Below are 14579 nucleotides of genomic sequence, written 5' to 3'. Positions count from 1 at the left end.
AAACGCCCCTGGACCGATGGCCAGGGGCGTTTTTTTATCGGTGTTATTCGCCAAACGCCACGATTCAGCGGGCAACAAAAAGCCCCTGGTCATCAGCGATGACCAGGGGCATGGGCCGGATCAGAAGTTCCAGCGGGTGCTGAGCATGACGTTACGCGGGTCGCCGTAGTAAGCCGAGTTGTAGAAGCCGATGTTGGTGTAGTACTTCTTGTCGAAGATGTTGTTGACGTTGAGGGTCGCCGATACGTTCTCGGTCACCTGGTAACGGGCCATCGCGTCGACGATCCACAGTGGGTCCTGGGAGAAGTTTTCCTCGGTGCCTTTGGCATAGTTGTTCAGCAGTTTCCAGCCAGTGCCCTGCCAGCGCACGCCGGTGCCCAGGGTCAGCTTGTCGAGTGGGCCGGTCAGCTTGTAGCTGGTGTAGATATTGACCTGATCTTCCGGCTCCCAGGTGGAGAGCTTCTCACCCTGTTTGTCGCGCATGATCTTATGGGTATAGCCCGCCTGCAACTGCCAGCCTGGCGCCAGCTCGCCGGAAATTTCCGCTTCGTAGCCTTTGGTCTTGGCTTCGGTGCCCCTGGAGGCGTAATCCAGCCCTGGGTGGCTGTTGGGGATGTAATCCGTGTCGTCGACGGCGCGGTTTTTCTCGTGAACCTCGAAGTAGGCCAGGCTCGAATTCAGGCGACCGTCGAAGAACTCGCCCTTAAGGCCGATCTCGTAGTTCTTGCCTTCATCTGGTTCCAGCGGTTTGTCGTTGCGGTCTCGGTAATCGTCCTGGGGCAGGTAGATTTCGGTGAAGCTGGCGTAGGCCGAGAAGTTGTCGTTGAGGTCATAGGTGATGCCGGCATAAGGCACTACCTTGCCGGTGTCCTTGACCTGGCTGGTGCCGCTGACTTCGTAGTTGTTGACCCGAGTGCCGAGGATCAGGTGCAAGTCATCCGCGAGGCTGAAGCGCCCGGTGATGTAGCTGGCGCTCTGGCGGGTCAGCTCGTCGTTCTTTTTGGTTCGAGGACCACGGTCCGGCTTGGGGGCGTCGCCGTCCCAGTTGAAGTAGTCGTGGCTGTTGTCGTAGTTGGTGGCGTTGGTGTAGTCGCTGCCCAGCCAGTGCGAGCGCGAGACCGACGTGCCGACCACCAGTTCGTGCTCACGCCCGAACAGGCTGAACGGCCCAGTGGCGTAGAGATCACCCGTGTCGCTGGTGGTTTCACCATTGTAGGTACGGGTCAGCAGCGATGCCTTGCCCGTTTCGGCATTGGGTGACAGCAGGGCCGACAACGGGGCTTTGTAGCCGTTGATCTGGTGGTTGTACTGCGCCTTGCCGACCCAGCCGTTGTCGAACGTGTGTTCCAGGGTGGCGAAGGCGGTACGGGTGTACTGTTTCCACTTGCTGTACTTGGCGCCGTTGTTGAAGGAGCGCGGGGTGCTGATGTGGTTGCCGGCCGAGTCAAAGAGCGAGGCCGCACCGGACCAGCTGGAGCCCTGCGGGTCACTGTCCTGGTAGTCGCCACCGATGGTCAGCAACGTATCCGGTGCCAGGTCGAACTCGAGAATGCCGTAGTAGACGTTGGTCTGGCGTTGGTAGTGATCGAGGAACGTGTGTTTGTCCTGGTACGCCGCAACAGCACGGCCACGCACGTTGCCGGTCTCGGTCAGCGGGCCGCTGACGTCGATTTCCGAGCGGTAGTTGTCCCAGGAGCCCGCGCCCAGGTCCACATAGCCCTTGAATTCCGAGGTGGGCTTTTTACGCACCATATTGATGGTGCCACCCGGGCCGCCGGCGCCGGTCAGCAGGCCGGTGGCGCCCTTGAGAATTTCGACGCGGTCGTAGATCACGGTGTCGGTCAAGGTGTGGCCCGACGAGTACTGGGCATCCTGCAGGATCGGAATACCGTCGTACTGGAAGTTCTGAATGGCGAAACCACGAGAGAAATAGCTGGTGCGCTCGCTGTCGTAGGTGGCAACGGTGATGCCCGGTGTGTGGCGCATCACGTCGTCGATCGACTTGAGGCTGAAGTCGTCCATAGCCTGGCGGGTCACCACGGAAATCGATTGCGGCGTCTCACGTGGGCTTAACACCATGCGCGTCGCGGTGGCGATGGTGCCAGGGGTGTAGGAGCCGGAGCCTTCGGTGATGGTCCCCAACTGGTTGGCGGTTACCTGGGTAGCACCCAGTTCCAGTGCCGACGTTTTCGCCGCGCTGATGGTGAACGAGCTGCCCTGCAGGTCATAGCTGATGCCCGTCCCGGACAGCAAGGTGGTCATGGCCTGGCCAGGTTGCAACTTGCCTTTGATCGCGTGGCTGCGCTTGCCTTCTACATCGGTAGGGCTGTAGAGCACCTGCAAGTTGGTCTGGCGACCGAACTCCTGAAGCGCGCTCCCCAGCGGCTGTGCGGGCACATTCAGCTCGACCTCCTGCGCCTGCACATAACCTGCGACCGGCAATGCCAGTGCCAGGGCAATCGCGCTTGGCAGCAGAGGGGTATTCAAGAGGCGGCGCATGGAGAGTGCCTTGCTCAAGGGACTCAGACCGAACGTTGCTGGCATGGATGCATTCTCTTCTATGTTTTAAGTGGGCAGCTTTTAGTGTTTATTGAGGTCAATTCTCATTACCACTAGTGAGACGTTCCTATCCGGAAAAACCGGAAAATAAATTTCAAGCCGGCTCCATCTCGTGCACGACCTTGCCCGCTCGCAGGCGCACCAGTTGGTCGGCGATGTCGAAGTAGCGGTCGTCGTGGCTGATCACGATGATGGTTTTGCCCAGGCGCTTGAGGTCGGGCAGCAGCTCGGTGTAGAACACGCGGCGGAAGGCCGGGTCCTGGTCGGCGGCCCATTCGTCGAACACCAGCACCGGGCGTTCTTCGAGCCAGGCATTGACCAGCGCCAGGCGCTTGCGCTGCCCGGTGGAGAGGTCGGTGGTGCTGAATACGCCGTCCTTGACGCTGACTTTGTGCGCGATTTCCAGGCGCTCCAGGTACTTGGCAGCACTGTCCAGCGATTGCGTGGCGCTGCCCTGGACCAGGTCGTCGAACAGGTAATAGTCGGCGAACACCGTGGTGAACAATTGGCGATAGTCATCGCGCACCGGGTCGGTCACGGTTTCGCCGTTCAGGCGGATTTCGCCGGCGTCGGGTTGATACAGGCCCAGCAACAGTTTGATCAGTGTGGTCTTGCCGCAGCCGTTCTCGCCGACGATAAACACGATATCGCCCTGCTGGATGCTCAGGTTGATCGGCCCCAGGTGAAACGGCTCGCTGCCCTCTACCGGCGGTGGGCTGTAGGTGACGCCACGCAGTTCAAGGCTGTTGACCACCGGCGTGGGGGCTTCGCTGCCGTCCATCAACAGATGCGGCTCGGGGGACGAGAAGCGATCCGACAGCTCGGTGATACGCGCAAAGGCAATGCCGGCCTTGCCGATGATCGGCAGGTAACCGATCACGTGTTCCAGCGGGCCTTTCATGTACAGCAGTACCAACACAAAACCGGTGATCACCGCCGGGTCCGGGTTGGGGCTGTAGGCTTGCATTGCCAGGGCCAGGCCGATGACCACAAAGAACAGCATCGAGCCAAAGGTTTTGGCCACGATGTAGATGTTGACCGAGCGCACCTGGATGTCGCTGATCCGGTCAGCGGTTTCCTGGATGCGGTGGGTGTTCATCCGGTAGCGCCGTGGCCGGTGGATGCGCAGCTCCTTGGCGCCAGAGGCAATCGCCGAATAGTAGCGCTGCAGTTCGTCTTCCAGGTCGCGGGCGGCGTCGAAGCCGCGAATGCCTTTGTGGCCGGCGATGAACTGCACGCTGCTGCCGATCACAATGGCGACGATCATCATCAGGAACATCGGCACAGACAAGTAGGCCAGGTAACCCAGGCAACCCAGGGTTACCGTGCTGGCGATGGCCAGCGGGGTGAACGCGAAGGAGAAATCGCTGATGGTATCGACGTCGTGGGTGAGCACCGGGATCAGGCGGTGCGAGCGGTAGCGTTCGATCTGCTCGATGGGCGCCGACAGCACTTTCTCGCCGAGATCCTTGCGCAGGGCGGCAATGATCCGCTGGCCCACATAGTTGGTGCCGATATCCGAGACGATCGAACTGGTCAGCGCCAACAGGCATAGCGCCGCAAAGGTCAGGACCACGCCCTGGGTCATGCCGGTTGTAGAGTGCAGGGCGTTATTGATAGTCGCCAGCAGCAACGTGATGGCCAGGCCGCCGGCCATGCCCAGCGCGACAGAGACTGTCACGATGGTGCGAAAAGGCCTGAGCAATGCGAGCAAACCGTTAAAGGCGCCGCGCTTGGGGTCGGTCATAAATACTTCCCGGAAAGTGAAAAAAGAGGGGGCTGGGCACACAGACCCTTACCCATGACAAACGAAGTGCCGGGGCGACTATTTAGCGCGGCATGCCGGGCGGTGGAGCGGGTCGATAAATTGCCAACAGGCTGGTTCGTTCTTGTTGTGTAGGCGCACGCGTATTGGCGCGTGCCTGATCTATCCAGCGAGAGCGAAACAATGACGAAAAAGAATCTGGTGTATGTCTGGTCCCTGAGAAACGCTGCCGCCGACAAGGCCGGTCAACCAGTGGCCTACAAGGACCACGAGCGCTATATGAAGTCGGTGCTGGAGTTTCTGGTGGGGTCGCTGAACGACACACCGTTGGGCCAGGCCTACAATCTGGTCGGTGTGGTGTATGACGATGACGAGCAGAACCCACGGGACCAGCAGTTGGTGGCCGACTATGGTTTTGCCTACCAGCCGGGTCGCCAGTGGCTCTACCCGGCAGACCTGAGGGTGCAGGGCAACCTGGTCAATGACTTGTTGCTGAGCGTGCCGTCCACCTACCGCCGCCTGCCGCGTGGCAGCGCCGAACACATCGCCGGCAAGCAGGATTTTGAACGTCGCTTGCACGACACGCTGGTGGAGTTGAAGGCCGATATTGTGGTGCTGGACGGCCTCTTGGTGATCCTCGATGAACTGGTGCGGCCCGATGCGCCGTTTGCGCGGCGGATCATGAACATCCACCCAGGCATTACCCGTATTGAATCGCCTTACGAGCGCCGTGGCGCCTATGCCACCTGGAATGCCTTGTACGGCGCGCGCGGGCAGACGGTGGTGGATTGGGCGACCAAAGCCACCAAGGCCAGCGAACCGCTGTACCTCACCGGCGCTTCGTTCCATTACGTGGACAACGGCATTGATTCGGGCGAAGTGTTCCACGACGTGCTGAAAACCGAGATTTCGCCTGAGGACACCATCCTCGAATTGCGCTGGAACAACTTCAACAACAGCCTGTTCCCGGCGTTGCATGAAGGGTTGGAGTTGTTGGCCAAGCAGGCCTAAGGCGATCCAAGTGTGGGAGCTGGCTTGCCTGCGATGGCATCAACTCGGTGTACCTGATGTACCGAGGTGTCTGCATCGCAGGCAAGCCAGCTCCCACCTTCTGCTCGGTGTGCTGCTTAAAGGTCGCGCACTACCCGAAACCCAATCCAATCCCCACGGGTTTGCGGGTAGATGGTGTTGCGGTTGCCCGAACGTGAGAACACCGGCGCTTCGCCCCAGTCATTGCCGCGGATCTGGTAGCCCTCGCAGTGGGGCTCCATCCAGGCGCTGCCGTCGGTAGGGGCGCCGATATAGTTGGGGTGCTCGCAGTCGGCAACCCGCTCATACACATTGCCGTGCATGTCGTACATGCCGAATGCATTCGGCGGGTAGCTGCCCACCGGCGAGGAATAGCTGTAGCCATCTGCCGGGCCGTAGGTGTTGGCGTGCTGGGCGATGCTGTAGCCCTTGCCCTCGTCGAACGGGAAGGGGAACGGCCCGGTGGAGCCGGCGCGGGCGGCGTATTCACGTTGGGCTTCGCTGACCATGTGGTACTTGTGGCCGGTTTTTTCCGATAGCCAGGCGACGTACTGCTTGATGTCGTCCATGTCCATGCACACTGCCGGCTGGCGTGGCCCTTGCGGGTAGCGGGGCTTGCTGGCGATGCATTCGCGGCCGGGGCGGGTGTCGCCGTCGGCGATCTTGACGCCGGTCTGGCGGATATAGCTGTCCCATTCGGCGGCAGTGACGTGGAAGCGGCTCATGGCAAACGGTTTGGCGAAGGTCACGTCGTGCATCGGGCCTTCATCGGGCTCGCGGCCGACTTCGTCTTCCGGCGTGCCCATGGTGAAGGTGCCGGCGGGCAGCACCACCATTTCCGGGCAGTCCTTGCAGTCCTTGAACACTTTGCCGGGTTGCGGCGTGGCGGCCTGCGCCAGGTTGGGCAGCCATGCCGCGCAAAGAGCAGTCAGCGCCAGGGCGGTCAGGGGTTTGAGTCGGGATGGATTCATGTGGGCATCTCGTTCAAAGGAAAAAAGGGCGCATCACAGGCGTTGGCTCAGCAGGGCCATAAACTGCTGGATTTCGTCCGAGCTGTTAAGCAGGCCGGGGGAAGTGCGGATCACCGGGCCGACATCGCGGTCGACGGCATCGATCACCACGCGGTTTTTCAGCATATGGGCGACGACCGCTTCGCTGTCCTGGTCCTTGACCCGAAAAAACGTAAAACCGGCCGACAGGTCGGTGCTGCGCGGTGTCACCAACTCGATCTGCGGATGCGCCAGCAACTGGGTTTTGAGTTCGCTGTTGAGTACGTGGATGCGCGCCTCAACCTGTGCCTTGCCCAGTTGCAGGTGCAGCTTGAACGCTTCATCCGCCGCCCAGCGATGCTCAAAGGCGTGGTAGCCGCCGGGCGTCATGGTGGTGGCAAAGTTGGTGTCTTCGGAGAAGGTCGGCACCATGGGTGTGACGAATTTGTTTTCGGCATCGCGGGCGCAGACCAGCCCGGTGCCGCGTGGGCCGAACATCCATTTATGCGTGCCGGCGATAAAGAAGTCGCAGTGCATGGCCGGGAAGTCGAGGTTCTCCACGCCAAAACCATGTACGCCATCGACCACATACAGGATGCGGTCGTTGTCGTCGCGGTTGCGATTGAGTTCCTCCACCAGCTTGCCGATTTCGCCGATCGGCAGCTTCACGCCACTGCCGGACTGCACCCAGGTCATGCCCAGCACGCGGGTAGTGGGGCGAATGGCGCGCTTGATGTTGCCCAGCACTTCGTCACTGGAGACCTGGCTGGCCCGTTCGAACAAGCGGATGCGCCGCACCTGGGTGCCTTGGCGGGCGACGCGAAAATCCAGCACGTTCTGGGTGGCGTAGTGTTCGTGTTCGGTGGTGAGAATCTCTTGGTCGGGGCGCAGCTTGATCCCGCCGTAGATCATCGCAAGACCTTCCGACGTGCTGCCGGTGAGGGCGATCTGCGCCGGCTTGGCGTTCAGGTAACGACCGGCCCATTCGCGCACCTGGCCTTCACGTTTCCAGGTTTCTTCCAGGCCCCAGTCCATGGCCAGGCCGGGGTTGCGGTCGATCTGCTGGCGGTAGCGCTCAATGGCTTCGCGCACGGGGCGTGGGTGGGAGGTCACCAGGAAGTTGGAAAAGTGCAGGTAGTCCGGGTCTTGGGTGAACAGCTGTTTGAAACCCGTCCATGGGTCGTTTGTGGCAGGCGACTGGGTGGCTGCCTGGGCGTGCGCGAGCAATGTGTTGCCCAATGGCAGGCTGGCGGCGAGTACGCCAGCCTGCTTGAGGAATGTACGGCGGTCGGTCATGGACTGGCTTCTGAGTAATTAGCGGTTGGCCAACGGCTTGGCGGCTTTTTGTACCTGGTCCCACACCCGCAGGAAGTTGCCTCCCCACAGCTTGGCGATGTCGGCCTCGGAGTAGCCGCGCTGGATCAGTTCGGCGGTGACATTGCGCACTTCGCCGACGTTCTCCCAGCCCTGGATGCCGCCGCCGTCGTTGAAGTCCGAGGCGATGCCGACGTGGTCGATGCCGATCTTGCGCACGCTGTAGTCAATGGCATCGCCCCAGTCCTTGAGGGTGGCCTTGGGTTCTTCTTCAAGAATGGCGTACAGCCCCTGGGCGTACTGGCCGAACTTCTGCTCGGACCAGGCGGCGATGATGGCGTCGCCGGGCATCAAGGCCATGGCCAGGTTGGGCAACGGCGGCAAATCAAAGCGCGCACGCAAAGTGTTGAGCTTGTCCTGAGTGGGTTGGCTCAATGGGCGCAAATAGGTCGGGAAGCCCACCACCTGCACCACGCCACCGCTGTTTTTGATCAGTTGCAGTTCTTTGTCGCTGAGGTTGCGCGGGATATCCACCGAGGCACGCGGCGCCGAATGCGAGGCAATCATGGGGGTACGGCTCAATTGCGCGACTTGCTCCAGCGCCTTGGTCGACATCTGCGACACATCGATGATCACGCCCAAGTCATTGAGGCGGTGTACGGCCTGTTGGCCGATGGCTGACAGCCCTTCAAGCGCGTCGGTGGTGTCATTGAAAAACGGCAGCGGGCGTGACGAGTCGGACCAGGCGTTGTTGCCGATATAGCTGAAGCCGAACATGCGCATGCCGCGTGCCGCCCACAGGTCCAACTGGTTGAGGTCGTCGCCCAGCGGGTAGGCGTTGAGCATGCTGATAAAGATCGCAAACTTGCCCTCGCCATGCAGGCGCCGCATATCGTCCGGGGTGTAGGCGATGCCGACCTGATTGGGGAAGTCGCGCACCATGCCGGAGATGATCTTGTAGCGTACCTCTTGCTCGTGGCGGGCCTCTTCGACAAAACCGTCGGTGGGTTTGTGCGGCGCGTTGGGGCCGTTCCAGATTTCCGGCCAGCCGAAAATTGTCAGGGCCGCGCCCGACAAGCGCCCGCGTGCCGCCTTGGCGAGGTCAAACTGGCCGCTGCCATCCTTGTCGGCTTCGTTGCCGGCGGTGCCGAAATCCATGGGCACGGTGATATGGCTGTCGAACGACAACAAGCGGTCCTGCATTTCGTTGGCCTGCTTGATCACCTCCAGCGGGTAGCCGGCATTGCCTTTGAACCAGTGATCCCAGGCCAGGAAACCGACCCCGGCGCCGATGGCCAGTGCCAGCGGCAGGCCGATATACAGCGCCTTTTTCGAACGTGATTTTGTCATTGCCATCTCAGTCAGTTGAGGCCTTTGCTATCAGGGAAGAACGAGCCATGGCCGGGGAAATTTAGGCGCGGGCGCTGGGCCGGTAAATTTCTCGCGGCCGTCAACGTTCTAGCTCTGATCAAGCTGTTTCCTAAGGTAGACAATGACCCTCTCTCGACGTGGCTTCATCGCCGGCCTGGCGCTGACCGGCGCTGCCGTGCCAGCGGCCCTTTATGCCCACCGCGAGCTGACGCGTGAAGAATTCCCGATCACGCCGGGCGAGGCCACGGTGGACCTGGCCGACACCGCCGGCCAACACCTGGCCAATACCCTGCGCGGTGTGTGGAGCCTGCGCCTGGAGGGCCGCGATGCGGGCCTTAAAGGCTTGCCGCTGCAAGGCCTGGAGCTGTTGCTCGACATCGCCCCGCGCGGCCGTGGCTTGCGTGGCTATCTGGACACCGCTGCAAACCTGCGTGCCGAGGGCGAGCCGCGTTACCGCGTGCTCGGTGATCTGCTGACGGGCGAGGGCGCCGTGCTCTACTGGCGCCTGATCGACCGCGACGCCGCGGATGGCGCACCGGCCTATGAGTTCAAGATGACCCTCGACGAAGTCTGGGCCGACTTCGCCAATGCCGGCAGCAGCACGCTGAGCGGGCAGGTTCTCGACCTTGAGCGCCCCCTGGCCCTGACCGAGCGCGACAACCGCTTTATCGCCCACAAGCAACTGTTCCCCGAGGCGCGCCAGCGTATCGGCCTTAACCCGACCTTGCTGGCCTGGCTGATCGCGCCTGAGCACCGGCTGTTCCACCAGCTCTGGCACGCCACCCGTGACCAGTGGCACAAGCTGTCCGAGGAAAAACGCGATGCCCTGCGCGGTATCGGTTGGCAACCCGGGCCACGCGGCCAGGAGCGCGACGCGCGCGGCAAACGCAAAGACCGTAACGGTTCGGGTATCGACTTCTTTTTCATGCACCGGCATATGCTTGGCACTGCGCGCTCCATGCAAGACCTGCCTTCCTGGCCGCAATTCCCTGAACCCCAACCGGCGCTGGAACGCGATCGCCTGGGGTTTTTGCGTTATTTCGATAACCACGACGGCTTTGCGCTGCCACCCTGTTGGTCAGCACCTGATGACAGCGACTACACCCAATGGGTCAGCGATATCAAGGCGGCCGAGACCTACCACAGCAACTTCCAGGTGTGGGAGTCGCAGTACCGTGACCCGCGTTACCTGGCCAAACTGACCTTGGGCCAGTTAGGTTCGGAGATGGAGCTGGGCCTGCACGACTGGCTGCACATGCGTTGGGCCTCGGTGCCCCGCGACCCGTCCAACGGCGCGCCGGTGCCGTTCGCCCGTGACCCGGCGGACTTTGCCGCGCGTTGGTACGCGCCGCAGAACGACTTCCTGGGCGACCCGTTCTCATCGCACGTAAACCCGGTGTTCTGGCACTTTCACGGCTGGATCGATGATCGCATCGAGGACTGGTTTCGCGCCCATGAGCGGTTCAATCCAGGCGAGGTCAGCCGGCTGGAGGTCAACGGGGTCAAGTGGTTTGCCCAAGGCCGCTGGGTGGAAGTCGCTGACCCATGGCTGGGGCCGGACACCCACGGTTGCAGCACCACGCCGGGGCTGCAGATGGGGCGGTCGATGGAGATGGACCCGGAGACCATGAAGCTGGCGCTGCGCATCACCTTCGCCGAAGAAGACGGATTGCAGGCCTTGTTCAAGCGCGTGCCGAAACGGCCCTGGTATGCGCGCCACTTGAAACTCAAGTAATGCCCGGGACGTTTGGCCACAGGTCTGCAACAAGGAACAAACGTTCGGCTTCTTCCCAATCTGCGCCTTGCTGAACCAGCCGCACCAGTAATTGGGCCGGTGCCATCGGGTCGAGGTCTGCCAGCCAGGCTTGCATCTGGTCAGCACGCCACACCTGATCCTCCGAGTAATGCGCCGGCGCCAGCCAGGCGTGCCGAGGCAGGGGTTGCCAGCGCCCCGGCGGGCTCTGGCTGACGAAGTCGCGCCAATCACGCTGATGCAGCCAGCGCCCGTACAGGTGCTGTGGTTCAACGCCCAGCGGGGATTCGGCGGTGCCGGGCCACGGATAGAGCAAATACCCGCCCAGCCACAAATGTGCATCGAACTGCGCAATATCCAGCGCCGCCAGGGCTTCGCGGCTTTCCGGGCGGGCCGAAATCGGTAGTTGATGCTGGGCCAGGTGCGCGAGCTTGCGGTCCAGCCGGTCATGACAGCCGGGGCCGAGCCATTGCGCGGGGTCCTGGCCGTTGCCGTCCTGCGGCCCCAGATACAGTTTGATCGCCAGTTCCAGGTGGTGCACGCCATCGCGGTCGCGCACCAGCATGTCCAGCTCGCCCAGCGTATGCCCGGCGCGGCGGATCGGCAGGTTGGCGGCCAGCAAATCCACGCCGGGCGCATGCTGCACCGCAAATTGCCAGAGGCGCTCGTAGTAAAGGCCCAGCCGCCGCGTGCGCGACAGGCTTAGCCAATGCTGCAAGGCGCTGCTGTCCTGGTCGAGGGTGCGTAACCAATGTTCGAGCCGGTGCGGCGCCTGCACCCAGTCGCTGCCGGCCAGTGGGTGGCGCTGCGGCCAGGGCGTTTGCGCAAGCATCGGCGGGGCGAGCACCACCCACGCCAGGTCGCGCACCTCGGGGTGGCGCAATTGGCGGGGCAGGTTGAGCAGGTCGGGGAACACAGTCATGGTCCGAGCATAGCCTTTTAGAGCCGTTAAGGGTGGCTGAGAACCATTGTCATCAAGGTCCTGCGGCGACAAAGGGTTTTGCCTGACGCGGCCTTTCGCCCATAATCGTTCTTTTTGCCAGACCCCAAATCCCGCAGGAGCCCCATGGAGCAATTTCGCAATATCGGCATTATCGGTCGCCTGGGCAGTACCCAGGTGCTGGACACCGTCCGCCGGCTGAAAAAATTCCTGCTGGAACGCCACCTGCATGTGATCCTCGAAGACACCATCGCCGAAATCCTGCCCGGCCACGGCCTGCAAACCTCGTCGCGCAAGATGCTCGGCGAAGTCTGTGACATGGTTATTGTGGTCGGCGGCGACGGCAGCCTGCTGGGTGCCGCCCGTGCACTGGCGCGGCACAACGTGCCGGTGCTGGGGATCAACCGTGGCAGTTTGGGGTTCCTCACGGATATCCGCCCGGATGACCTCGAAGTCGAAGTGGCCAAGGTGCTCGACGGCCATTACCTGGTGGAAAACCGCTTCCTGCTGCAAGCCGAAGTACGCCGCCACGGCGAGGCCATCGGCCAGGGCGATGCGCTCAACGATGTGGTGCTGCACCCTGGCAAATCCACGCGCATGATCGAGTTCGAGCTGTATATCGACGGCCAGTTCGTGTGCAGCCAAAAGGCTGACGGCCTGATCGTCGCCACGCCGACCGGTTCTACCGCGTACGCACTGTCGGCCGGCGGTCCGATCATGCACCCCAAACTCGATGCCATTGTGATCGTGCCGATGTACCCCCATATGTTGTCCAGTCGGCCAATTGTGGTTGATGGCAACAGTGAGCTGAAAATCGTGGTGTCCAAAGACATGCAGATCTACCCGCAAGTCTCCTGCGACGGGCAGAACCATTTCACCTGCGCCCCCGGTGACACCATCACCGTGAGCAAAAAGGCACAGAAGTTGCGGTTGATCCACCCGCTGGACCACAACTACTACGAAGTGTGCCGCACCAAGCTGGGCTGGGGCAGCCGCTTGGGGGGTGGAGGCGACTGATGCTCGATCCCGCGCGTAGCTACGACCTGATTGGTGACGTGCACGGTTGCGCTCATACCCTTGAGCACTTGCTCGACCGGCTGGGCTACCATAAACAGGCTGGAACCTGGCGCCATCCGACGCGTATGGCGGTGTTCCTCGGCGATATCATCGACCGTGGGCCACGCATCCGTGAGGCGCTGCATATCGTCCACGATATGACCGAGGCCGGCCAGGCGCTGTGCATCATGGGCAACCACGAGTTCAATGCGCTGGGCTGGAGCACGCCGGCGCCGCCGGGCAGTGGCAAGCAGTTCGTGCGCGAGCACAACCCACGCCATGCGCGGTTGATCCACGAAACCCTGACCCAGTTCGAGCACCACCCGGCCGACTGGCACGACTTCCTCGGCTGGTTCTACGACATGCCGCTGTTTGTCGACGCCGGGCGGTTTCGCGTGGTGCATGCGTGTTGGGACGAAGGCTTTATCCAGCCGCTGCGCGCGACCTTCCCGGATGGCTGCATCGACCAGCACTTTTTGCAGGCCGCCGCCGTGCCGGGCAGCTTTGCCTGCAACGCCTTCGACCGCCTGCTGCGCGGCACCGACATGCGCCTGCCGGACGGCCTGACGCTGACCGGTGGCGATGGCCTGACGCGCTCATTTTTCCGCACCAAATTCTGGGAAGACGACCCCAAAACCTACGGCGACATCGTGTTCCAGCCCGATGCACTGCCGGAACCGGTGGCGCGAACGCCGCTTTCGTCTACGGAAAAAAATTCCCTGCTGCGTTATGGCGTCGACGAACCGTTGTTGTTCGTCGGCCATTACTGGCGCAGCGGCAAGCCGGCGCCGATCCGCGACAACCTGGCCTGCCTGGACTACAGCGCGGTGCTTTACGGCAAGCTGGTGGCGTACCGACTGGACCAGGAAACCCGCCTGGATCCGCGTAAATTTGTATGGGTCGACGTTGAGCGGCCTGAGGTCATTGTATGAGTACGGTAGCTGTATTGCGCTTGCCGCTGAGTGTCGACTTGAGTGGTTTCGTCAAACTGCTGCAACGCATGCAAGTGCCCCATCGCGTCAGTGAAGAAGCAGGCGAGCAAGTGTTGTGGGTGCCCGAGAACATCAGCGCCGACGTGCAAGTGTTGTATCAACGCTTTCCCGCCGGTGACCCGGACCAGCAACTGGATATTCCCCAGCAGGCGCCCGTCACGCGGCCAAGCTTTGTTCAGCAGGTGCGTTTCAGTCCAGTGACGGCGCTGGTGCTGCTGGCGAGCATGATCGTTGGCGCGGTGACCTTGTTGGGTGAAAACCTGCAGACCATGAGCTGGCTGACCTTCCTGCCGTTTCACGTGATGGGCGACTACATCCAGTTCACCCCGTTTGCCGAGACCATGGCCTCGGGGCAGTGGTGGCGGCTGGTCACGCCGATGCTGATCCACTTCGGCATCCTGCACCTGGCCATGAATGGCATGTGGTACTGGGAGCTGGGCCGTCGTATCGAGTTGCGCCAGGGCAGTATCAACCTGCTGGGCCTGACCCTGTTGTTCAGCCTGGTGTCCAATTACGCGCAATACGCCTATGGCGGCCCGAGCCTGTTTGGCGGTTTGTCTGGCGTGTTGTATGGCCTGCTCGGGCATTGCTGGATCTTCCAATTGTTGTCGCCTAACCCGGCTTATCGTCTGCCGCGTGGCGTGCTGGCGATGATGCTGATTTGGCTGGTGCTCTGCATGTCGGGGCTGATCTCGATGATCGGTTTCGGCGAAATCGCCAACGCGGCTCACCTGAGCGGCTTGGTCATCGGTTGCCTGACGGGTTTGCTGGGCGGGTTGTACAACCGCCGCAAAGCCTCTATTTGATAAGG

The 14579-nt window shown here is 61.9% G+C and carries 11 protein-coding genes; 5 read left to right on the top strand and 6 right to left on the bottom strand.

What is annotated here, in order from left to right; all coding sequences use genetic code 11:
- Positions 1-120: 120 nt before the first annotated feature.
- Both GIW48_RS05600 and GIW48_RS05595 read right to left on the bottom strand, forming a co-directional pair.
- The gene (locus GIW48_RS05600; RefSeq protein WP_017138098.1) at positions 121-2499 is read right to left on the bottom strand and encodes a TonB-dependent siderophore receptor; all 2379 of its coding nucleotides are present in this window, start codon (positions 2497-2499) and stop codon (positions 121-123) included.
- Positions 2500-2653: 154 nt separating this feature from the next.
- Positions 2654-4306, bottom strand: a complete 1653-nt coding sequence (locus GIW48_RS05595; RefSeq protein ID WP_099549287.1) for a cyclic peptide export ABC transporter — start codon at positions 4304-4306, stop codon at positions 2654-2656.
- A 201-nt stretch (positions 4307-4507) separates the two neighbouring features.
- On the opposite strand from GIW48_RS05595, the gene GIW48_RS05590 reads away from it, so the two are divergent.
- Positions 4508-5335, top strand: a complete 828-nt coding sequence (locus GIW48_RS05590; protein WP_236462248.1) for a formyltransferase family protein — start codon at positions 4508-4510, stop codon at positions 5333-5335.
- A gap of 116 nt (positions 5336-5451) precedes the next feature.
- On the opposite strand, the gene pvdO is transcribed toward GIW48_RS05590, so the two are convergent.
- From pvdO to pvdM, 3 genes are read right to left on the bottom strand one after another with little or no spacing between them, the layout of a single operon-like run.
- Complete coding sequence (pvdO, locus tag GIW48_RS05585; protein WP_170039678.1) at positions 5452-6324, bottom strand: dihydropyoverdine dehydrogenase; 873 nt, start codon at positions 6322-6324, stop codon at positions 5452-5454.
- Positions 6325-6357: 33 nt separating this feature from the next.
- Entirely contained in the window at positions 6358-7638 is a 1281-nt protein-coding gene (pvdN, locus tag GIW48_RS05580; RefSeq protein ID WP_236462766.1) for a pyoverdine-tailoring periplasmic protein PvdN, read from the bottom strand.
- A gap of 18 nt (positions 7639-7656) precedes the next feature.
- Complete coding sequence (pvdM, locus tag GIW48_RS05575; protein WP_236462769.1) at positions 7657-9006, bottom strand: pyoverdine-tailoring dipeptidase-like protein PvdM; 1350 nt, start codon at positions 9004-9006, stop codon at positions 7657-7659.
- 142 nt (positions 9007-9148) lie between these two features.
- Between pvdM and pvdP the strand changes: the two genes are divergently transcribed.
- Positions 9149-10762: a pyoverdine maturation tyrosinase PvdP gene (gene pvdP / locus GIW48_RS05570; protein WP_017138104.1), complete on the top strand. Its 1614-nt coding sequence runs from the start codon at positions 9149-9151 to the stop codon at positions 10760-10762.
- Here pvdP and GIW48_RS05565 read toward each other — a convergent pair.
- Positions 10755-11702 carry a DUF1853 family protein gene (locus tag GIW48_RS05565; protein WP_236462772.1) on the bottom strand — a complete coding sequence of 316 codons (948 nt, stop codon included), beginning with the start codon at positions 11700-11702 and terminating at the stop codon, positions 10755-10757. The two genes, pvdP and GIW48_RS05565, sit on opposite strands and share 8 nt — an antisense overlap.
- Positions 11703-11846: 144 nt before the next feature.
- Between GIW48_RS05565 and GIW48_RS05560 the strand changes: the two genes are divergently transcribed.
- The 3 genes from GIW48_RS05560 to GIW48_RS05550 are packed head-to-tail and all read left to right on the top strand — an operon-like array spanning position 11847 to position 14574.
- Positions 11847-12737, top strand: a complete 891-nt coding sequence (locus tag GIW48_RS05560; protein WP_010210870.1) for an NAD(+) kinase — start codon at positions 11847-11849, stop codon at positions 12735-12737.
- On the top strand, positions 12734-13708 hold the full coding sequence (locus GIW48_RS05555) for a metallophosphoesterase (protein ID WP_370589459.1): 975 nt from the start codon (positions 12734-12736) through the stop codon (positions 13706-13708). The genes GIW48_RS05560 and GIW48_RS05555 overlap by 4 nt, the downstream gene beginning before the upstream one ends.
- Positions 13705-14574 (top strand): rhomboid family intramembrane serine protease, encoded by an 870-nt coding sequence (locus GIW48_RS05550; protein ID WP_236462777.1) that lies wholly within the window; start codon positions 13705-13707, stop codon positions 14572-14574. Before GIW48_RS05555 ends, GIW48_RS05550 begins: the two co-directional genes overlap by 4 nt.
- Positions 14575-14579: the final 5 nt, after the last annotated feature.

The organism is Pseudomonas sp. PA-6-3C, assembly GCF_021605825.1.
Lineage (GTDB): Bacteria > Pseudomonadota > Gammaproteobacteria > Pseudomonadales > Pseudomonadaceae > Aquipseudomonas > Aquipseudomonas edaphica.
The sequence above is the reverse complement of the archived record's forward strand: the minus strand, read 5'-3'. Positions and strand labels throughout refer to the sequence as shown.

Excerpts from the sequence above, each read along its gene's own strand:
- GIW48_RS05565 (WP_236462772.1), bottom strand. The coding sequence starts at position 11,702 with ATGACTGTGTTCCCCGACCTGCTCAACCTGCCCCGCCAATTGCGCCAC.
- GIW48_RS05590 (WP_236462248.1), top strand. The coding sequence starts at position 4,508 with ATGACGAAAAAGAATCTGGTGTATGTCTGGTCCCTGAGAAACGCTGCC.
- pvdN (WP_236462766.1), bottom strand. The coding sequence starts at position 7,638 with ATGACCGACCGCCGTACATTCCTCAAGCAGGCTGGCGTACTCGCCGCC.
- GIW48_RS05595 (WP_099549287.1), bottom strand. The coding sequence starts at position 4,306 with ATGACCGACCCCAAGCGCGGCGCCTTTAACGGTTTGCTCGCATTGCTC.
- pvdM (WP_236462769.1), bottom strand. The coding sequence starts at position 9,006 with ATGACAAAATCACGTTCGAAAAAGGCGCTGTATATCGGCCTGCCGCTG.
- pvdP (WP_017138104.1), top strand. The coding sequence starts at position 9,149 with ATGACCCTCTCTCGACGTGGCTTCATCGCCGGCCTGGCGCTGACCGGC.
- GIW48_RS05560 (WP_010210870.1), top strand. The coding sequence starts at position 11,847 with ATGGAGCAATTTCGCAATATCGGCATTATCGGTCGCCTGGGCAGTACC.
- GIW48_RS05600 (WP_017138098.1), bottom strand. The coding sequence starts at position 2,499 with ATGCGCCGCCTCTTGAATACCCCTCTGCTGCCAAGCGCGATTGCCCTG.
- GIW48_RS05550 (WP_236462777.1), top strand. The coding sequence starts at position 13,705 with ATGAGTACGGTAGCTGTATTGCGCTTGCCGCTGAGTGTCGACTTGAGT.
- pvdO (WP_170039678.1), bottom strand. The coding sequence starts at position 6,324 with ATGAATCCATCCCGACTCAAACCCCTGACCGCCCTGGCGCTGACTGCT.